We start from the raw sequence: 19,230 nt of genomic DNA, 5'->3' as shown, positions 1-19,230 counted from the left end.
CGCGTGAGCTGACTTCCACAAGACCCCGGGCGCCCGCCGCCCGGGGTCTTGTGCGTGCGGCGGCGCCCTCTGCCAAGGAGAGCGTCATGAGGGACCATCGCAGGATCGGCCGGGAACTCGGCTACTTCCACTCCGCACCACTCGTCGGTGCGGGGCTGCCCATCTGGCTCCCGGACGGCGCGGCCGCCCGCCACGCCGTCGAGTCGTACCTGCACGAGGTCGAACGCCGCGCCGGCTACCGCCACGTGTACTCCCCGCCGCTGGCCAGACGGGAGATGTTCGAACGCTCCGGCCACCTGCCGCACTTCGCCGAGGAGATGTTCCCGGGGATGGCGGACGGGGAGGGGGAGCTGTTCCTGCGGCCGAGCCTGTGTCCGCACCACGCGCAGGTGTACGCGAGCCGGGGGCGTTCGTACCGGGAGCTGCCGCTGCGCGTCGGCGAGCTGGGGCCGATGCACCGCATGGAGCGTTCGGGTGTCCTGGGTGGGCTGTCGCGGGTGCGGGCCGTCTCGCTCAACGACGGGCACATCTTCTGCCGTCCCGATCAGGTTGCCGGCGAGATCGCGCGGGAGCTGGGCCTGCTCCGCAGGGCGCACCGGGCCGTGGGCATCGAGGCCGCGCGCTACCGGCTCTCTCTCGCCGGTGCCGGTGACAAATACGTCAAAGAGCTTCCGTGGGAACGCGCCGCGCAGCTGCTGCGCGAGGGACTGGCCGGCGCGGGGCTGCGGGCCGACGAGGAGCCGGGGGAGGCGGCGTTCTACGGGCCGAAGATCGATGTGCAGATCGTGGACCCCGCCGGACGGGAGCAGACCCTCTCGACCGTCCAGGTGGACTTCTTCCAGCCGGAGCGGTTCGGTCTGTCCTATGTGGACGCCGACGGCGAACGGCGCCGCCCGGTGATGGTGCACCGCAGCCTGCTCGGCAGCATGGAACGCCTCATGGCCCACCTGCTGGAGGTGCACGACGGTGCGCTTCCCGCCTGGTGGCGCCGGTGCAGGCGGTGGTGCTGCCGGTCGGTCCGGGGCAGGCGGACGCGGCGCGGGAGTTCGCGGACCGGGCGGTCGAACGGGGGCTACGCGTCGAGGTCTGGTACGACGGCACCCTGGGAGCGCGGATCCGGCAGGCAGCGGAGCGCCGGGTGCCCTTCCAGGCGGTGATCGGCGAACGGGAGGCCGCGTCCGGCGGTGCCTCGGTGCGGGGGCAGGAACGCGAGCAAGCATTGCCTTACCTGGTGAAAGCATGCGAAATGCCGCTTTAACCGTTCTACGCTCGGCGCGTGTTGGTTGTCACGACGGATACGTTGCCCGGGTATGACATCCGGGTGGTGCTCGGCGAGGTGCTCGGGGTGACCGCGTCCACCCGCAACCCGTTCGCGTCGGGGTTGCGCTCCCCGCGCACCGGCGCCAAGGGCGACATGGCGCAGGTGCTGGTGCAGACCAGGGCCCGCGCCATCCGGCAGATGATCGTGGCGGCGAAGCGTCGCGGCGCCACCGCGGTCCTCGGGATGCGCTTCGACAACCGGGACTTCACCAGTTCCGGGGTGGAGATCGTGGCCTACGGGACGGCCGTCATCGCGGTGCCGGTCACGCCCGAGGCCAAGGCGCACTTCGACCAGCTGACCCTGGAGGTCCAGGTCTACGAGCCGCAGCCGATCTGACGGCCCTGCTCACTAGGACAGCAGGCAGATGGTGGCGCCGGCGGTGATGACCTCGCCGACCGCCGCCGACAGGCCGCTCACCGTGCCCGCCTTGTGCGCGTTGAGCGGCTGCTCCATCTTCATCGCCTCGAGCACCACGATCAGGTCGCCCTCCGACACCTCGTCGCCGTCGCTGACCGCGATCTTCACGATGGTGCCCTGCATCGGGCTCACCAGCGCGTCGCCACCGGCCGCGGCGCCGGCCGCACCGGAACGACCACCGGCCCTTCTACGCCGTGCGGTGCCGGCGGCCGGGGCGGTGCCGGTTCCCCCGGCGAAACCGGAGGGGAGGGAGACCTCCAGCCGCTTGCCGCTCACCTCGACCACGACGGTCATCCGCTCTTCCGGCTCGTGCGCCGGGGCGCCGCCGGTGAACGGCGCGATCTCGTTGACGAACTCCGTCTCGATCCAGCGCGTGTGCACGTCGAACGGCGACGCCGTGAACGCCGCGTCCCGCACCACCGCCCGGTGGAACGGCAGCGCCGTCGCCATCCCCTCGACCACGAACTCGTCCAGCGCACGCGCGGCCCGCTGCAGCGCCTCCTCGCGGGTCTCGCCGGTGACGATCAGCTTGGCCAGCAGCGAGTCGAAGTTGCCGCCGACGACGCTGCCCTCGACGATGCCGGCGTCGACCCGCACGCCCGGCCCGGAGGGCAGGCGCAGCGCGGTGACGGTGCCCGGCGCGGGCAGGAAGTTGCGGCCCGGGTCCTCGCCGTTGATCCGGAACTCGAACGAGTGCCCGCGCGGCGTCGGGTCCTCGGTGTGGCGCAGCGGCTCGCCGGCCGCGATGCGGAACTGCTCGCGCACCAGGTCGACGCCGGCCGTCTCCTCGGTCACCGGGTGCTCGACCTGCAGCCGCGTGTTGACCTCCAGGAACGAGATCGTCCCGTCGGCGGCCACCAGGTACTCCACGGTGCCGGCGCCGTGGTAGCCGGCCTCGCGGCAGATCGCCTTGGCGGAGGAGTGGATCGTGGCGCGCTGCTCGTCCGACAGGAACGGCGCCGGCGCCTCCTCGACCAGCTTCTGATGGCGCCGCTGGAGCGAACAGTCGCGGGTGCCGACGACGATCACGTTGCCGTGCGTGTCGGCGAGCACCTGCGCCTCCACGTGGCGCGGCCGGTCGAGGTAGCGCTCGACGAAGCACTCGCCGCGCCCGAACGCCGCGACCGCCTCCCGGGTCGCCGACTCGAACAGCGCGGGGATCTCCTCGATCGTGCGGGCCACCTTGAGCCCGCGCCCGCCGCCGCCGAACGCCGCCTTGATCGCCACCGGCAGCCCGTGCGCCTCGGCGAAGGCGACGATCTCGTCGGCGTCCTTCGCCGGGTCGGAGGTGCCGGGGACCAGCGGGGCACCGGCCCGCTGCGCGATGTGCCGGGCGGTGACCTTGTCGCCGAGGTCGCGGATCGCCTGCGGGGTGGGACCGATCCAGGTCAGGCCGGCGTCGAGAACGGCCTGGGCGAAGTCGGCGTTCTCGGAGAGGAAGCCGTAGCCCGGGTGCACCGCGTCGGCGCCCGAACGGACGGCCACGTCGATCAGCTTCCCGATCCGCAGGTACGTCTCGGTGGCCGTGTCGCCGCCCAGCCCGTAGGCCTCGTCGGCGAGCGTGACGTGCGGGGCGTCGCGGTCGGAGTCGGCGTACACGGCGACGCTGCCCAATCCGGCGTCGCGGCATGCGCGGATCACCCGGACCGCGATCTCGCCCCGGTTTGCCACCAGGACCTTGCGCATGGAGCCCTCCCGACGTGTCCCCCCGACTGAACGGCAGTTTAGCCACCGGCGATTTCCGACGTCGGCCCGTTCCTTCTGGATCGATTCAGAGGTAACGTCGGCTCGTGCGTCTCGCCCTTACCAGGGACAAGCTCACCTGGGTCATGTACGGCCAGCTGTCGATCTACGGGTACTTCCTCTACGGCTTCGGACCCGTGGTACCCCTCCTGCGCGACGAGCAAGCCACCAGCCGGGCGGTCGCCAGCCTGCACGGCACCGCGCTCGCCGTCGGCGGCATGCTCGGCGGCATCGTCTTCTCCGGCCTGGTGCGCCGCCACGGCCGCGGCGCCGTCCTGCTCATGGGCCAGATCGGGCTCGCGCTCGGCGTCGCCGGGCTGTGGGTGTCGCACGCGCCCGCCGCCACCATCGGCTCGGTGTTGATCGCCGGGACGGCCGGCACGTTCCTCATCAACACGGCCACCGCCGCCCTCGCCGAGCGGCACGGGGCGGCCGGACCCGCGGCGATCAGCGAGGCGAACGCCGCCGCGGCCGGCGTCGGCACGATCAGCCCGTTGATCGTCGGCGGGGCGATCACCCTGGGGTTCGGCTGGCGGCCGGGGCTCGCCGTGGCGGCGCTGCTCGCCGCCGCGCTGGCCCTGGTGACGGCGCGCCTGCGGCTGTCCCGGCCGGCCGACCCGCACGCGGCGCCGGTGCCGGAACGCCCGCTCCCGAGGCTCTACCGGCTCGCCTGGGCCAGCCTCTTCTTCACCGGCTCGGTGGAGGTGTCGTTCAGCCTGTGGGCCGCGGACGTGCTGCGCGACCACGCCGGAACGGCCCCCGGCACCGCCACGGCCGCCGTCTCCGGCGTCGTCGCGGGCATGTTCGTCGGGCGGCTCGTCGGCGTGCGGCTGCTGCTGCGCCACTCCGCGCCGGGGGTCCTGCTCTGCGCGTTGGCGCTCAGCACGGCCGGGCTCGCCGTGTTCTGGGCGGCGACCGTGCCGTGGCTGGCGATCACCGCCCTCGTGGTCTGCGGGCTCGGCAACAGCGTGCACTACCCGTTGGCGATGGGGCTCGCCGTGCGGCACTCCGACGGCCAGCCGGACAAGGCGGCGGGGCGCACCGCCTATGCGGTCGGGCTGTCGTTCGGGCTGGCGCCGTTCGTGCTCGGGTGGGTGGCCGACCGGACCGGCCCGCATCCCGCGTTCCTCCTGGTCTTCGTGATGCTGGCCGGCTCGGCGATCGTGGTGTCGCGCCTGTGGTCCGCGCAGCGGCGGACGTCAGGCCACGACGCGCGCGACCGTGACGCCGTCGGCGATCGGCACTAGGACGGCCTCCACCCGCGGGTCGGCGACGACCGCCCGGTTGAACTCGATGATCACGCGGTCGCTGTCGTCCTGCGGATCGATCACGCGCCCCTCGCGCAGCACGTTGTCGACCAGGATCAGGCCGCCGACGCGCATGCGCGGGACCAGTTCGGCCCAGTACGTCGGGTAGCTGCGCTTGTCCGCGTCGATGAACGCCAGGTCGATCTCCCTGGTGGCCGGCAGCGCCGCGAGACCCTCGGCCGCCGGCCCGATCCGCAGCTCCACCCGGTCGGCGACGCCGGCGCGGGCCCAGTACCGGCGGGCGATCGACGTGTACTCGTCGGAGACGTCGAAGCAGATGAGCCGCCCGTCGGCCGCCAGCCCGCGCGCGATCGCCAGCGACGAGAACCCGGTGAACGTGCCCACCTCGACGGCCAGCCGAGCGTCCACCAGCTTCGTCAGCATCGTGATCAGGGCGGCCTGCTCCGGCGCGATCTGCATCTCCGCCTCGTCGGGCAGGACGGCGTGCGTCTCGTCGATCAGGTCGCTGGCGACCGGGTCGGGCCGGCTGCCGTGGGCCACCACGTAGGCGTGCAGCTCTTCGTCGAGGCCGAGGGTGCGGTTGGACATGTGATCAACTCCAAAGCGTGGTGAGGTCGTGCCCCAGTGATGTGAGCAGCTTGCGCAACAACGGCAGCGAGAGGCCGATGACCGTGCCGTGATCGCCCTCGATGCGTTCGACGAACGCGCCGCCCCGGCCGTCGATCGTGAACGCGCCCGCCACGTGCAACGGCTCGCCGGTCGCCACGTACGCGTCGATCTCCGCGTCGCTGACCTGCGCGAAGTGCACGATCGTCCGGGCTCCTTGCAGAGCGTGCCGCCCGGTCGCGGTGTCGATGACGCTGTGCCCGGTGTGCAGCACACCCGACCTGCCGCGCATCTTCTGCCAGCGTCGGGTGGCCTCGGCCGCGTCGGCCGGCTTGCCCAGGATCTCCCCGTCGAACGCGAGCACCGAGTCGCAGCCGATCACCAGGGCGGGGCCGGTGACCTGTGCGGCGACGGCCTGCGCCTTGAGGGCGGCCAGCATGCCCGCCGTGCGAGCCGGGTCGGTGTGCTGCACGACGCTCTCGTCCACCCCGCTGACGATCTTCTCGGCGGTGATGCCGGCGTCGTGCAGCAGCTTGTAGCGGGCCGGGCTGGCCGAGGCGAGGATCACGCGGTGCGATGAGGTCACGGCGAGGAACGCTAACGCACGTCGCGTCGCGGACGAACCCGCGCACCCAATGACCGTTTTGTGAGTAAAATCAGCGGGGCAGCCGGCTCGCTCGCCAGCCACCCGTGACCGGCCTGCCCGGACCGGCGGAGGGCCGCGCGTTGACCCGCCACTGCGACACCGGTGCCGTATCCGACGGAGAACCCGCATCGCGGCCGAGCCCCGTCAGCACGGCCACGACGGCAGCCAGCTCCTCGCTCGTCGGCGAACCCCGGTGGAACCGCAGCTCGTGCACGCGGCGTGCCCCTTTCGAGATGGGATCGATGCCAAGCATAGGCCGAAAGGGGGGCCATACTCGAAATCGGACCACCGGGGGTGATCTTGTGCGAACGCGGATCTTACGATCGGTTGCCGCGCTGGTGTGCGCCCTGGCGGTGCTCGGCATCCCGGTCCACCCCGCGTCGGCCGCGCCGACCCCGGCCCCGGCCGATCCGGAGAGCGGCCCGTTCGCGCGCTCCAGTTCCACGACCTACCGGGTGACCCTCGTGGCGCGCTCCTGCGCCGCCTACGGCGAGGTCATGGCCAACCAGGTGCGCGACGACGACGGCGAGAGCCCGGGCAAGCCCGGCCGCGAGACGGCCTACACGCCGGGGCAGGCCGTCGACCCCGACATCGAGGCGCGCGACAACGCCTGCACGCCGCTGCCCGGCGCCAAGTTCACGTTCGGCGCGGGGCGGGAGAAGACCGGGCCGCTCTCCACCGTCACCGCGCCGCGCGAGCCGCTCACGGCCGCCGACGGCACGGCCCGGCTCGACGGCAGCGGCAAGACCACCGGCGCCACCCTCGCCGGCGCCGTCACCACGATCCTCACCGACGAGCAGCTGCGCCTCACCGCGCGCCGGCAGCTCTGGCTCCAGGGCGGCGCGACCGGTGCGCTGGTGCCCGGCGGCCACTCGTTCGGGGTGCTGCGCTGCGGGGTCGACGGGCGCACCGCCGGCAACGTCCAGTGGGTCACCTTCCCCGCCGGGGTCCGGCACGTCTTCTGCTACGCCTACTACGTGCGCGGCAGCACGGCCACCGGCACGTTCGCGGTCAAGCTGCGCACCACGCGGCCGGTGGGCTACCCGCAGCGGATCGGCTTCCAGGGCAGCATCAGCCAGGCCGGCGGCTTCTCCCTCACGGCCGACGCGTCGGAGACGTCGTTCGCGCGGCTCGCCGGTGAGCAGCACCAGGTGCAGCCCGTTCTGCCGGCCGGGTGGCGGGTCGCGGACGTGACCTGCGCCGGTTCGCACGTCGCGGCCGATCCGGCCACCGGGCACGCCCAGGTGACGCTCGTGGCCAATGAGACCGCCTCGTGCGCCTACGCCGTCGAGCCGCCCGCCGCGGCGGCCGGCCTGACCGTGCGGCTCTACTCCGAGGGCGGGGCCGGCAAGTTCGGCGTCACGGTCAACGGCACCGGCACCTCCAGCGCGCTCGTCGCGGAGCCGCGCGGTGACGGTTCGGCCGTGACGGCCGCCGGCGCCGACCTGAGCCGCCTGGCGCCCGGCGCGTACACGGTCAGCGTCCAGCCGCCGGTCGCCGACGCCAAGGAGTGGACCCTCGCCAGCGCCACGTGCAACGGCGCGCCGGTGACCGTGCAGTCCGGCACGCTCCAGGCGCTCGTCGGGGCCGGGGTCGCGACCGACTGCGTGCTGCGCGTGATCCGCCGGCAGGCCACCGTCTCGCTCAAGGTGGTCACGCAGGGCGGCGTCGCCACCGCCGGTTTCGCTCTTGTCCCGTCGAACTCCGGTGAGCCCGGCTGGGGCGCCAGTGCCACCACCGGCAACCCGGGCACCTCGACGGCGGCCACCGGCGACCTGCCGCAGTCGGTGCCGTTCGGGGCCTACATCGTGGTGCCGGTGCCGCCGGTCTCCACCGCCGACGCCTCCTGGCGCCTGGCCGGCCTCGGCTGCCAGCCGGGCAACGCCGCCGGTGCGGACTCGCTCAGCCTGCGGGTGGACGTCAACGCGTCCACGGCGGCCGTCGAGTGCACCGCCACCTACCAGCAGCAGCCGGCCATCCGGGTCAGGGTGGCGCTGCGCGCCGAGGGCCCCGGCCAGAACACCGACGCCGTCGTCGACGTCTCGTGCGGCGACGGCTCCGCCGGCCGGGCGGTGCTGGCCGGCGACGAGAGCGGCCCGTCCGAACTGCCCACGCCGCTCTCCTTCGCCGACAAGACGCCGTGCACGGTGAGCCTGCCGGAGGGCGCGGACCGGCCCAAAGCGGCCGCCCTCCTGGTCGAACCGGCACCCGGCAACGCGCCGCTGCCGCTCCCGGCGACGGTCGCGCTGGACCAGCCCGGCACCGAGTACACGCTCACCGTCACGCTCGTCTACGAGGGCGAGGACGAGGGCGGGCAGAAGACGGCGGCGGGCGCGCTCAACTCGTTCACCGTGCTGCCGTTCGCGCTGATCGGCTCCGGGCTGGTCGGCATCGGGGCCGCGATCCTGCTGGTGATGGTGGCCCGCCGCCGGATGGGCATCGAGTAGCCGCGCTCAGCGGCTCACAGCGGGATGTTGCCGTGCTTCTTCGGCGGCAGCGTCTCCCGCTTCGTGCGCAGCATGCGCAGGCCGCGCAGCACCTCGACCCGGGTCGCGCTCGGCCGGATCACGCCGTCGACGTAGCCGCGTTCGGCAGCCACGTACGGGTTGGCCAGCGTCTCCTCGTACTCCTGGATCAGGCGCGCGCGCTCGGCGACCGGGTCCTTCGCGTCCTTCAGTTCCTGGCGGTACAGGATGTTGACCGCGCCCTGCGCACCCATCACGGCGATCTGCGCGGTCGGCCAGGCGAAGTTCAGGTCGGCGCCGAGGTGCTTGGAACCCATGACGTCGTACGCGCCGCCGTACGCCTTGCGCGTGATCACGGTCACCTTCGGCACCGTCGCCTCGGCGTACGCGTAGATCAGCTTGGCGCCGCGCCGGATGATCCCGTCCCACTCCTGGCCGGTCCCGGGCAGGAACCCCGGCACGTCCACGAACGTCAGGATCGGCAGGTTGAACGCGTCGCAGGTGCGCACGAAGCGGGCCGCCTTCTCCGAGGCCGCGATGTCGAGGCAGCCCGCGAAGTGCATCGGCTGGTTGGCGACCACGCCCACCGGGAACCCGTCGACCCGGCCGAACCCGCACAGGATGTTCTGCGCGTAGAGCGGCATGACCTCGAGGAACTCGCCCTCGTCCAGCACCGCCTCGACGACCGTGTGCATGTCGTAGGGCTGGTTGGCCGAGTCGGGGATCAGGGTGTCGAGCGTCCGGTCGTCCTCGGTGATCTCCAGGCTCGACTTCGCGTCGTACACCGGCGGGTCGTCCAGGTTGTTGCTCGGCAGGTAGGACAGCAGCTCCTTGACGTAGCCGATCGCGTCCTCCTCGTCGGTGGCGAGGTAGTGCGCGTTGCCGCTGCGGGTGTTGTGGGTGCGACCGCCGCCGAGGTCCTCGAACGCCACGTCCTCCCCGGTCACCGTCTTGATGACGTCGGGACCGGTGATGAACATGTGCGACGTCTGGTCCACCATCACCGTGAAGTCGGTGATCGCCGGCGAGTACACGGCACCGCCGGCGCAGGGGCCCATGACGATCGAGATCTGCGGGATGACGCCGCTGGCGCGCACGTTCCGGAAGAAGATCTCGCCGTAGAGGCCGAGCGAGGTGACGCCCTCCTGGATGCGGGCCCCGCCGGAGTCGTTGAGCCCGATCACCGGGCAGCCGGTCTTCATGGCCAGGTCCATGAGCTTGACGATCTTCTCGCCGAACACCTCACCGAGGCTCCCCCCGAACACGGTGAAGTCCTGCGCGAACACGCAGACCTGCCGGCCGTCCACGGTGCCGTAGCCGGTCACCACACCGTCGCCGTAGGGCCGGTTGGCGTCCATGCCGAAGTTTGTCGAACGGTGCCGGGCCAGCTCGTCCAGTTCGACGAAGGAGCCCTCGTCGAGGAGGAGGGCGATCCGCTCCCGCGCGGTCTTCTTGCCGCGGGAATGCTGTTTCTCGACGGCACGCGCGGAGCCGGCGTGCAGGGCGTCATCGAGGCGTTGGGAGAGGTCCGCGAGCTTACCGGCGGTGGTGTGTCGGTCCGGGGAGGTCACCCGCCGGATATTAACCGTCGTTCAGTGTCGTCAGAATAGCCGGATGGTTAACCCATACCATGATCTTGATCGCCCTCCGTTACGGGCGGAGGCCCTGCGCAGGGCGCTGGTGGTGCCCGACGGGCTCTGGACGGACGTCCGGGTGGTGCCCCGCACCGCCTCCACGAACGCCGACGTCGCGGCCGCGGCCCGCGATGGCGCACCCGAGGGGCTGGTGATCAGCGCCGAGAGCCAGGAGGCCGGCAAGGGACGCCTGGGGCGGCAGTGGACCTCGCCGCCGCGCGCGGGCATCGCCGTCAGCGCGCTGCTGCGGCCGACCGCCGTTCCTCCGGCCCGCTACGGGTGGCTGCCGCTGCTGACCGGCGTGGCGGTCACGGAGGCCGTCCGGCGGGTGGGGCTGATCGACGCCGTGCTCAAGTGGCCCAACGACGTGCTCGTCGCCGAACGCAAGCTCGGCGGCATCCTCGTCGAGGCGCACGACGGTGCGATCGTCGTCGGCATCGGCCTCAACGTGTCGCTGCGCGCGGAGGAACTGCCCGTCCCGACGGCCACGTCGCTCGCGCTCGCCGGCGCGGCCGTCGCGGACCGGGGGCCGGTGCTGCGCGCGGTGCTGCGTTCCCTCGCGGGCTGGTACCGGCGGTGGCACGACGCGAAGGGCGACGTCGAGGAGAGCGGGCTGCGGGAGGCCTATCTCTTCCACTGCGCGACGATCGGTCGCGACGTCCGGGTGGAGCTGCCCGGCGGGGCGGTCGCGGAGGGCCCGGCGCAGAACATCGACGACGACGGCCGCCTCGTGGTGGCGGGTGTGGCTTATGCGGCCGGTGATGTCGTGCACTTGCGTTAGCCTGACGCCCGTGGCGGCCTTTCCGGACAGCGTCCTGACCACCGACGAGAGCGTGGTGCTCCACCGGCACCCGCACTGGAAGTCCCTGATCGGACCGATGTTCTTCCTGGTGGTGGCCGTTCTGGCGGTGATCGCCACGGCGGTGCTCTGGTGGGGCGTCGCGACGCTCGTGGTGGCCGTCATCGCGCTGGTGCTGTCGCTGTGGCTCACCTACTGGCCGTGGCTGCGGTGGCGCAGCGTGCACTACGTGTTCACCGACGAGCGGGTGCTCTTCCGGGAGGGCGTCTTCGCCCGCCAGGGGCGGGACATCCCGCTGGGGCGGATCAACGACGTGTCGTTCTCGCACAACCTGCTGGACCGGATGCTCGGCTGCGGCACGCTCACGATCGAGTCGGCCGGTGAGCGGGGCCAGCTCGCCCTGATCGACCTGCCGGGCGTGGAACGGGCCCAGACGGTCCTCTACGAGCTGGTAGAGGCCGACCGGGCCCGGTATGCCGCGATGGCGGCCGAGGACGAGCAGGAGATCGCGCCGAAGCGGGTCCGCGACCTGCGCGAGGGGAACGTCTCCTAGCTGTCGGCGCGGCTGTCGGCGCGCGCCGGCCGCTCGAGCCGGCTGAGATCGTCGTCGAGCCTGCCGGTGAGATGGCCGACCTCGGACTCCTCTTCCAGCACCTCCGCCAGACCCTCGGCGGCACCCGTCGGGGCGGCGTGGTCGCTGGGGTGCTTCCGGAAGACCAGCGTGCGGTAGGCCCAGAACCGGAACAGCGTGGCCAGGCCGACGCCGATGCAGGTGAAGAAGTTGAACCACAGCCGGTTTTCGGTGAGCGTCAGCCCGAAGCCGTACTCGCCGACGGCCACGACGCCCGACTGGATCACCAGCCCCGCCATGTTGAACGCGAAGAAGAGGCTGTACTCACGGCGCTTCTTGCTCTTCGGCCGGGACCGGTAGGTCCAGTGCCGGTTGGCGAGGTACGACGTCGCCGTGGTGATGAGCGTGGCGATCACCTGTGCCTTCACCGCGCCGATGCCGACCGTCAGGTTGACGATGACGAAGTAGGCGAGCGTATTGGCGAGGCCGATCAGCGCGAACGCCGACGCTTCTGGCGCTAGGGACCGGAGCCGTTGCGGCGTAATGGAGGCTAGGCGCACCGGGCAACTGTACGTGACGGGTCAACCGGACGCACGACGCTCGATGTTGCGGTCGGGTGACATCGGCTCTGGGTTACTTCTTGAACACGATATTGCGGTATGCCCAGAAGCGGAACAGCGTGCCCAGGCCCGTTCCGACGATCTGCTTGGCGACGAATTCCGCGCCGTCGCTGCTGAAAACCGGCCAGATCGCGCCCAGTCCGTAGGTCGTGATGCCCAGACAGGCGAGCGTGATCAGCAGGCCGATCAGATTGAAGATGAAATACAGACTGTATTCGCGCCGTAGCCCGGTGCGCTCGCGATCGCGCCACGTCCAGAACCGGTTGCCCACGAACGCCACCGACGCGGCGATCACCATGGAAATGGTGGCGGCGGTCAGCGGCTCGAAGTCCGCCTTCTGCAGGGTCAGGAAGATCGCCGTGTCGACGATGAAGCTGATGCCGCCCACGGTGCCGAACTTGCCCAGTTCGTGCACGAGGTGCCGGAAGCGGCCGAGGCCACGGGGGGTCTCGACGTCGGGCGCGTGATCGGCCGCGCTGACCTCGGCGGTCGCCGAAGCGATGTCGACGGTGTGGGGCTCGTCAGGGTCGACAGGGCTCACTGTCTGCTCTCCGGGTCGCTGCTGCGTGGACACCCGGTCGAGGGTACGCGGCGGACCGCCGTCGCGCGGCGCGGCGCGTCGCCGACCGGCCGTCACGCGAGGTCTTGCGCGAAGGTGCGCGGAAGGCCGCAGAATTGCTCGACAATGCGCCTCCGCGCGCAAAAGTCTCGGTATTTGTGCATATCTTCACAAGGTTGGAAACGCTCCCAGCGGGTACGCGGGTTTACGCTCAGGCCAATCCCCGTTTCCCGTTCGGTCGCGTAGATATCGCCACGCGGCCCGGGTTGTCGTACCCGTGCAAACCCGGGCGGGAAACGGTGCCCCCAAGGTCGGTTCGACCGCAAGGAGATGCCCGATGTCCGCTCCGACAACTGTCAAGGGGCTCGACCAGGCCCCCACCTCGCACGCCGGGCTGCTGGCCTGGGTGCGCGACGTAGCAGCGCTGACGACACCCGACCGCGTGGTCTGGTGCGACGGCTCAGACGACGAGTGGAAAAGTCTCACCGACCAATTGGTGGATGCCGGAGTATTGACCCGGCTGAATGCGGAAAAGCGGCCCAACTCTTTCTGGGCGAGAACGGACCCGACGGATGTGGCGCGCGTCGAGGAGCGCACGTTCATCTGCTCGGTCGACGAATCCGACGCCGGTCCCACCAACAATTGGATGGCGCCGGACGAGATGAAACGCGTCATGACCGAGCTGTACCGCGGGTGCATGCGCGGGCGCACGCTGTACGTGATCCCGTTCTGCATGGGGCCGCTCACGGCGGAGCAGCCGATGTTCGGTGTGGAACTCACCGACAGCCCGTACGTCGTGGCGAGCATGCGCATCATGACCCGGATGGGCAGCGCCGTCCTCGAACGCATGGGCGACGACGCCGACTTCGTTCCGTGCCTGCACTCCGTGGGCGCCCCGCTGGAACCGGGTGAGGCGGACGTCGCCTGGCCGTGCAACGAGACCAAGTACATCTCGCACTTCCCGGAGACCCGCGAGATCTGGAGCTTCGGCTCCGGCTACGGCGGCAACTCCCTGCTCGGCAAGAAGTGCTTCTCGCTGCGCATCGCCAGCGCCATGGGCCGCGACGAGGGCTGGCTGGCCGAGCACATGCTGATCCTCAAGCTCACCTCGCCGCAGCGGAAGGTGTACTACGTCGCGGCGGCGTTCCCGTCGGCCTGCGGCAAGACCAACCTGGCGATGCTGGAGCCGACGATCCCGGGCTGGAAGGTGGAGACGCTCGGGGACGACATCGCGTGGATGCGCTTCGGCGAGGACGGCCGGCTCTACGCGGTCAACCCGGAGTACGGCCTCTTCGGCGTCGCGCCCGGCACCGACTGGCGGACCAACCCCAACGCCATGCGCACGCTGGCCAAGGGCAATTCCGTCTACACCAACGTGGCACTCACCGACGACGGCGACATCTGGTGGGAGGGCATGGGCGAGCCGCCCGCGCACCTCACCGACTGGAAGGGCCGCGACTGGACGCCCGACTCGGACGAGCCCTCGTCCCACCCGAACTCCCGCTTCTGCACGCCGATCAACCAGTGCCCGATCCTGGCGCCGGAGTACGAGGACCCGAAGGGCGTGCCGATCGACGCGATCCTCTTCGGCGGGCGGCGGCGCACCACCATCCCGCTGATCGCCGAGGCGCGGGACTGGGTGCACGGGGTCTACATGGGGGCGACGCTCTCCTCGGAGACCACCGCCGCCGCGGCCGGCAAGGTGGGCGTCGTGCGCCGCGACCCGATGGCGATGCTGCCGTTCATCGGCTACAACGCCGGCGACTACTTCGCGCACTGGATCTCCATGGGCAAGGGCGTCGACGGCGATGCGAGCAAGCTGCCCCGGGTCTTCTACGTCAACTGGTTCCGCCGGGGTGCCGACGGCCGGTTCCTGTGGCCCGGGTTCGGCGAGAACTCGCGCGTGCTGAAGTGGGTCGTCGAACGGATCGAGGGCACCGCCGACGCGGTCGACTCGCCGGTGGGCAAGATCCCGACGGCGGCGTCCCTCGACACCGACGGGCTGGATCTCACCGAGGCCGATCTGGAGGCGGCGCTGCGGGTCGACGCCGACGAGTGGCGTGCGGAGATTCCGCAGGTCACCGAGTGGTTCAACAGGTTCGGGGACAGGCTGCCCGGAGTGCTGTGGGCGGAGCTGGACGCGCTGAAGGCACGCCTCGGCGTGGAGTGACGGTGTAAGGGGGTCCGTTGAACCGGCGGATCCCCTTGCGTTTCCTCCGGGTTAACGCTCCCCACCTGCACCGGGATCGCCGCGCGCGGTGTCTGGCCGAACGTGCCCGCACCCGTTAGCGTTCTAGTGCGGAACGGGGTTTTCCCGCACCGCCCGGCAGTCCCGGCGTTCCATCCCGGGGTCCGCACCCGACCCCGTGCCGGGTGGTCGGACGCGGCGAGGACGGGTGGGGGTGTCCGCCCGTTGGAGTTGCTCCGTGACCGTACGTCGTACCAGCTCGCGGGGCGCCGCCCCGCAGGCCGCCGGCGCCGCTGACGCTCCGGCTCCCGCCCCCCGCAAGAGGACGACCCGGGCGCGCACCCGGGCGACGGCCGAGGAGGCCGCCCCAAAGCGCCGGGTCTTCGTTCTTGATACCTCAGTCCTGCTCTCCGATCCGGCGGCGTTCAACCGCTTCGACGAGCACGAGGTCGTGCTCCCGCTGGTCGTCATCTCGGAGATGGAGGCCAAGCGCCATCACCCCGAGCTCGGCTGGTTCGCCCGCCGTTCGCTGCGGTTCCTCGACGACCTGCGGGTGCAACACGGTCGCCTCGACCTACCCGTGCCGATCACCGAAAACGGTGGGACGCTGCGCGTCGAGCTCAACCACGCCGATCCGCAGGTGCTGCCGCCCGGTTTCCGCAACGAGGCCAACGACACCCGGATCCTCACGGTGGCTCTGGGGCTGGCGGCGGAGGGCAACGACGTCACGCTGGTCACGAAGGACATGCCGCTGCGGGTGAAGGCCGCGTCCGTGGGCCTGCGGGCCGACGAGTACCGGCAGGGGCCGGTCGGCGACCCGACCTGGACCGGCATCGTCGAGCTGCCGGCCGGCGAGGACCAGGTGAAGCAGCTTTACGCGGGCGAGGAGCTGGATCTCGAGGGTGCGCAGGGGCTGCCCTGCCACACCGGCCTGGTGCTCCAGTCGAGCAACGGATCGGCGCTGGGACGGGTGGGCCCGGACAAGACGGTGCGGCTGGTCCGCGGGGACCGGGAGGCGTTCGGGCTGCGGGGGCGTTCGGCGGAGCAGCGGATCGCGCTGGACCTGCTGCTGGACGACTCGGTGGGCATCGTCTCCCTGGGCGGCCGCGCCGGTACGGGCAAGTCGGCCCTGGCGCTGTGCGCCGGTCTCGATCTGGTGATGGAACGCCGTAAGCACAAGAAGGTCGTCGTCTTCCGGCCGCTGTACGCCGTCGGCGGGCAGGAGCTGGGATTCTTGCCGGGCAGCGAGTCCGAGAAGATGAACCCCTGGGGTCAGGCCGTCTTCGACACGCTCAGCGCGGTGGTGCACGACAACGTCATGGAGGAGGTCGTGGCGCGCGGGATGCTGGAGGTCCTGCCGCTGACCCACATCCGCGGGCGCAGCCTGCACGACTCGTTCGTGATCGTCGACGAAGCGCAGTCGCTCGAACGCGGTGTCCTGCTCACCGTGCTGTCCCGCATCGGCACCGGCTCGCGGGTGGTGCTGACGCACGATGTCGCTCAGCGTGACAACTTGCGCGTGGGCCGTCACGACGGCATCGCGGCGGTGATCGAGGTGTTGAAGGGGCACCCGTTGTTCGCCCACGTGACCCTGACCCGTTCGGAACGCTCCGCCATCGCGGAGGTAGTCACGGACCTCCTGGAAGATCAGCCGTTCTCTCCCTGATTGTCTGCTATCACCTATTATGGTGATGTGACTTGCTTCACAATGTCCCGCGCTCGGGTCGCCAGGTTGCCCGAGCGTGGGACAGGGTGTTCGACGGACCGGAGCGGTGCTGAGTGTGCTGCCCGGTTCGTCGCCCGTCCGGGAGCGCCAGGGATGCCTCTCGTCGGGTGCACCGGTTGTGACTCGCCGTAGTTGTGCGGGACATCCGGCCCTTGTCACCGACGGAGGGAACCATCGAGTGATCCGGCTCTGGAACCGGGTCGGCCCATTCCGCGTGCTCGCGGTCCTGCTCCTCGTGGGAGCGGTGGCCGGCGGCGCGGCAGTGGCGCTGAACGACTCGGACGACCGCCCGGCCGCGGCCTCGAACAACACCGACGCCGCCGACGCCGAGCAGCGCAAGCAGCTCGCCGAGATGGCCGCCCAGCACGCGGAGGCCGAGCGGGCCGCCCGCAGCGACGCCCAGCGCAAGGCCGACGAGGCCGCCGTCGCCGCCGCCGAACAGGCGAAGAAGGTGCCCTCGGCGAGCCCCAGCAAGTCCGCCTCGCCGAAGCCGAGCGGCTCGCCGGGCAAGCCGGTCAACGTTCCCGCCGACTGCAACGGCTACAGCGGCAACAAGCAGATCGGTTGCGCGCTGCTGTCGGAGTTCGGCTTCGGGCTCGACCAGATGCCCTGCCTGGAGAAGCTCTGGGACAAGGAGAGCGGCTGGCGCACCACCGCCGAGAACAAGAGCTCCGGCGCGTACGGCATCCCGCAGGCCCTCCCGGCCAGCAAGCTCGCCAAGTACGGCAGCGACTGGCGGACCAACGCGGCGACGCAGATCCGCTGGGGCCTGGACTACATCCGCGGCCGGTACAAGACCCCCTGCGGGGCGTGGGCTTACTTCCAGTCCCACAACAATTACTGATTTCACTACCGTCTCGCGTTGCAGGGGTGCCTCACCCCTGCTACCTACTCGTACGTGAGTCAGCGTTTCGGGACAGACGCGTTCTACGCCGCGGTCGGCCGCGCCTTCGTCGCCATGTGCGCCGTGGTGCCGGTTCTCTTTCTGATCGAACTGGTGGACAGCAGGCTGATGGGCGGTCGGCTCGACGTCCAGGGCGGCATCCTGCCGCACGAGATCGCCGGCCTTGACGGCATCGTCTTCGCGCCGCTGCTGCACGCCAACTTCGCCCACGTGCTGGCCAACAGCGCGCCGTTGATCCTGATGGGGACGTTCGTGCTGGCGGCGGGGCCGCGCCGGTTCTGGCTGTCGACGGTCCTCATCGCGGTGATCAGCGGGGTCGGCGTGTGGTTCACCGGCGAGACCGGCACCGTGGTCGTCGGGGCGAGCGGCCTCATCTTCGGCTACCTCGGCGTGCTGCTCACCCGCGGCGTGGTCGAGCACAGCTGGTGGAACATCGCCGTGGGCCTGCTGATCGGCCTGCTCTACGGGTGGCAGCTGATCGGCGTTCTGCCGACCGACGAGCGGATCTCGTGGCAGGGGCACCTGTTCGGGTTCATCGGCGGGATCGTCGCGGCGATCGCGTTCCGGCGGCGCAAGGGCGATCCGCTGACCGACGAGGCCGATGACGACGATGACGACCTGAAGTAAGCCTTAGCGCCCTTGCCCTGTGAGGGGCGTCACCCTACCGTTCGCGCTATGCATGCCGTGGACGTCGCGGTGGTGGGAGCGGGTCCGACCGGGCTCTTCGCCGCGTACTACGCCGGGTTCCGGGGACTGTCCACCGTGGTCATCGACGCGCTGCCCGAGCCGGGCGGCCAGGTCACGGCGATGTACCCGGAAAAGATGATCTATGACGTGGCCGGGTTCCCGGCGGTGCGCGGGCGGGACCTGGTGGCGCAGCTGGTCGAGCAGGCGGCGCAGTTCGACCCGACCTACCGGCTGGGTGTGCGCGCCGAGACGCTGGTGTACACCGACGACGGGCTGCCGGTGCTGGGGCTCGACGACGGTTCGTCGCTGCGGTGCGGGTCGGTGATCATCACCGGTGGGCTCGGGAGCTTCAGTTCCCGGCCGCTGCCGGCCGCGGAGGCGTTCGGCGGGAGCGGCGTGTGCTACTTCGTGCCCCGGCTGGAGGCGCTGGCCGGGCACGACGTGGTGATCGTGGGCGGGGGCGACTCGGCGTTCGACTGGGCGCTGTCGCTGTACCCGCTGGCGAAGTCGGTGACGCTGGTGCACCGGCGGGACCGGTTCCGGGCGCACGCCGCCACCGTGGCCAAGGTGCAGGCGCTGCCGATCGAGCTCATCGTGAACGCCCAGGTCGAACGCCTGCTCGGTGACGGGCGGGTCACCGGCGTCGCCGTCACCCCGGCCGGGCAGGAACGGCGCACGCTGCCCGCCGACACCGTCGTGGCGGCGCTCGGCTTCACCGCCAACCTCGGCCCGCTCGCCACCTGGGGGCTGGTCCTCGACAAGCGCCACATCGTCGTGGACTCCACCACGGCGACGAACCTTCCAAGGGTCTTCGCGGCCGGCGACATCAGCGAGTACCCCGGCAAGGTGCGCCTGATCGCGGTCGGCTTCGGCGAGGCCGCCACTGCGGTCAACAACGCCGCGGTGGCCATCGACCCCGCGGCCCACCTCTTCCCCGGCCACTCCTCCGACGACGGCTGAGGGGCGCGGACCGGGGATCCGGCCGCCGGAGGCGCCGCGACCGGACGCGGACGTGACAACGTAGCCCCGCAGGGGCCAGAGGTGCGGCCCGGGAGGCAACGGTCGCGCCCCCGGGG

17 protein-coding genes and 1 pseudogene are annotated in these 19,230 nt (G+C 71.2%); 11 read left to right on the top strand and 7 right to left on the bottom strand.

The genetic code is table 11. The annotated features are described in order from the left end of the window. Positions 1-86: 86 nt before the first annotated feature. A pseudogene (gene thrS / locus Val02_RS39850) lies at positions 87-1,258 on the top strand (threonine--tRNA ligase). Positions 1,259-1,276: 18 nt separating this feature from the next. Further along, positions 1,277-1,657 carry a YbjQ family protein gene (locus Val02_RS39845; RefSeq protein WP_203904522.1) on the top strand — a complete coding sequence of 127 codons (381 nt, stop codon included), beginning with the start codon at positions 1,277-1,279 and terminating at the stop codon, positions 1,655-1,657. A 12-nt stretch (positions 1,658-1,669) separates the two neighbouring features. Here the strand turns inward: Val02_RS39845 and Val02_RS39840 are convergent, their stop codons facing one another. Continuing rightward, complete coding sequence (locus Val02_RS39840; RefSeq protein ID WP_203904521.1) at positions 1,670-3,424, bottom strand: acetyl/propionyl/methylcrotonyl-CoA carboxylase subunit alpha; 1,755 nt, start codon at positions 3,422-3,424, stop codon at positions 1,670-1,672. Positions 3,425-3,528: 104 nt separating this feature from the next. Between Val02_RS39840 and Val02_RS39835 the strand changes: the two genes are divergently transcribed. Beyond that, complete coding sequence (locus Val02_RS39835) at positions 3,529-4,728, top strand: MFS transporter (RefSeq protein ID WP_239153693.1); 1,200 nt, start codon at positions 3,529-3,531, stop codon at positions 4,726-4,728. On the opposite strand, the gene Val02_RS39830 is transcribed toward Val02_RS39835, so the two are convergent. The 3 genes from Val02_RS39830 to Val02_RS39820 form a co-directional block, all read right to left on the bottom strand. Then, positions 4,681-5,337, bottom strand: a complete 657-nt coding sequence (locus tag Val02_RS39830; protein ID WP_203904520.1) for an O-methyltransferase — start codon at positions 5,335-5,337, stop codon at positions 4,681-4,683. The two genes, Val02_RS39835 and Val02_RS39830, sit on opposite strands and share 48 nt — an antisense overlap. 4 nt (positions 5,338-5,341) lie before the next feature. Next, on the bottom strand, positions 5,342-5,941 hold the full coding sequence (locus tag Val02_RS39825; RefSeq protein ID WP_239153692.1) for a nucleoside triphosphate pyrophosphatase: 600 nt from the start codon (positions 5,939-5,941) through the stop codon (positions 5,342-5,344). A gap of 70 nt (positions 5,942-6,011) precedes the next feature. Continuing rightward, positions 6,012-6,215, bottom strand: coding sequence for an acyl-CoA carboxylase subunit epsilon (locus Val02_RS39820; protein WP_239153691.1), 204 nt, complete (start codon positions 6,213-6,215; stop codon positions 6,012-6,014). 88 nt (positions 6,216-6,303) lie between these two features. On the opposite strand from Val02_RS39820, the gene Val02_RS39815 reads away from it, so the two are divergent. After that, on the top strand, positions 6,304-8,448 hold the full coding sequence (locus tag Val02_RS39815) for a hypothetical protein (protein WP_203904517.1): 2,145 nt from the start codon (positions 6,304-6,306) through the stop codon (positions 8,446-8,448). Between the two features lie 14 nt (positions 8,449-8,462). Here the strand turns inward: Val02_RS39815 and Val02_RS39810 are convergent, their stop codons facing one another. Next, complete coding sequence (locus Val02_RS39810) at positions 8,463-10,046, bottom strand: acyl-CoA carboxylase subunit beta (RefSeq protein WP_239153699.1); 1,584 nt, start codon at positions 10,044-10,046, stop codon at positions 8,463-8,465. A 34-nt stretch (positions 10,047-10,080) separates the two neighbouring features. On the opposite strand from Val02_RS39810, the gene Val02_RS39805 reads away from it, so the two are divergent. Both Val02_RS39805 and Val02_RS39800 read left to right on the top strand, forming a co-directional pair. Next, entirely contained in the window at positions 10,081-10,881 is an 801-nt protein-coding gene (locus tag Val02_RS39805; protein WP_203904515.1) for a biotin--[acetyl-CoA-carboxylase] ligase, read from the top strand. Between the two features lie 10 nt (positions 10,882-10,891). Next, positions 10,892-11,452 carry a PH domain-containing protein gene (locus tag Val02_RS39800; RefSeq protein WP_239153690.1) on the top strand — a complete coding sequence of 187 codons (561 nt, stop codon included), beginning with the start codon at positions 10,892-10,894 and terminating at the stop codon, positions 11,450-11,452. Here the strand turns inward: Val02_RS39800 and Val02_RS39795 are convergent. Further along, positions 11,449-12,030, bottom strand: a complete 582-nt coding sequence (locus tag Val02_RS39795) for a GtrA family protein (protein WP_203904513.1) — start codon at positions 12,028-12,030, stop codon at positions 11,449-11,451. The two genes, Val02_RS39800 and Val02_RS39795, sit on opposite strands and share 4 nt — an antisense overlap. A gap of 73 nt (positions 12,031-12,103) precedes the next feature. Continuing rightward, the gene (locus Val02_RS39790; RefSeq protein ID WP_239153689.1) at positions 12,104-12,664 is read right to left on the bottom strand and encodes a GtrA family protein; all 561 of its coding nucleotides are present in this window, start codon (positions 12,662-12,664) and stop codon (positions 12,104-12,106) included. 322 nt (positions 12,665-12,986) lie between these two features. On the opposite strand from Val02_RS39790, the gene Val02_RS39785 reads away from it, so the two are divergent. The 5 genes from Val02_RS39785 (at position 12,987) to Val02_RS39765 (ending at position 19,114) form a co-directional block, all read left to right on the top strand. Further along, entirely contained in the window at positions 12,987-14,819 is a 1,833-nt protein-coding gene (locus Val02_RS39785) for a phosphoenolpyruvate carboxykinase (GTP) (RefSeq protein WP_203904512.1), read from the top strand. Positions 14,820-15,075: 256 nt separating this feature from the next. Next, positions 15,076-16,503 carry an RNA 5'-3' helicase PhoH2 gene (gene phoH2 / locus Val02_RS39780; protein ID WP_203904511.1) on the top strand — a complete coding sequence of 476 codons (1,428 nt, stop codon included), beginning with the start codon at positions 15,076-15,078 and terminating at the stop codon, positions 16,501-16,503. Positions 16,504-16,741: 238 nt separating this feature from the next. After that, positions 16,742-17,407: an aggregation-promoting factor C-terminal-like domain-containing protein gene (locus tag Val02_RS39775; RefSeq protein ID WP_203904510.1), complete on the top strand. Its 666-nt coding sequence runs from the start codon at positions 16,742-16,744 to the stop codon at positions 17,405-17,407. Positions 17,408-17,461: 54 nt separating this feature from the next. Then, positions 17,462-18,094 carry a rhomboid family intramembrane serine protease gene (locus Val02_RS39770; protein ID WP_239153688.1) on the top strand — a complete coding sequence of 211 codons (633 nt, stop codon included), beginning with the start codon at positions 17,462-17,464 and terminating at the stop codon, positions 18,092-18,094. A gap of 48 nt (positions 18,095-18,142) precedes the next feature. After that, the gene (locus Val02_RS39765; RefSeq protein ID WP_203904509.1) at positions 18,143-19,114 is read left to right on the top strand and encodes an NAD(P)/FAD-dependent oxidoreductase; all 972 of its coding nucleotides are present in this window, start codon (positions 18,143-18,145) and stop codon (positions 19,112-19,114) included. Positions 19,115-19,230: the final 116 nt, after the last annotated feature.

The sequence above is a fragment of the Virgisporangium aliadipatigenens genome (assembly GCF_016863615.1).
GTDB lineage: Bacteria > Actinomycetota > Actinomycetes > Mycobacteriales > Micromonosporaceae > Virgisporangium > Virgisporangium aliadipatigenens.
The sequence above is the reverse complement of the archived record's forward strand: the minus strand, read 5'-3'. Positions and strand labels throughout refer to the sequence as shown.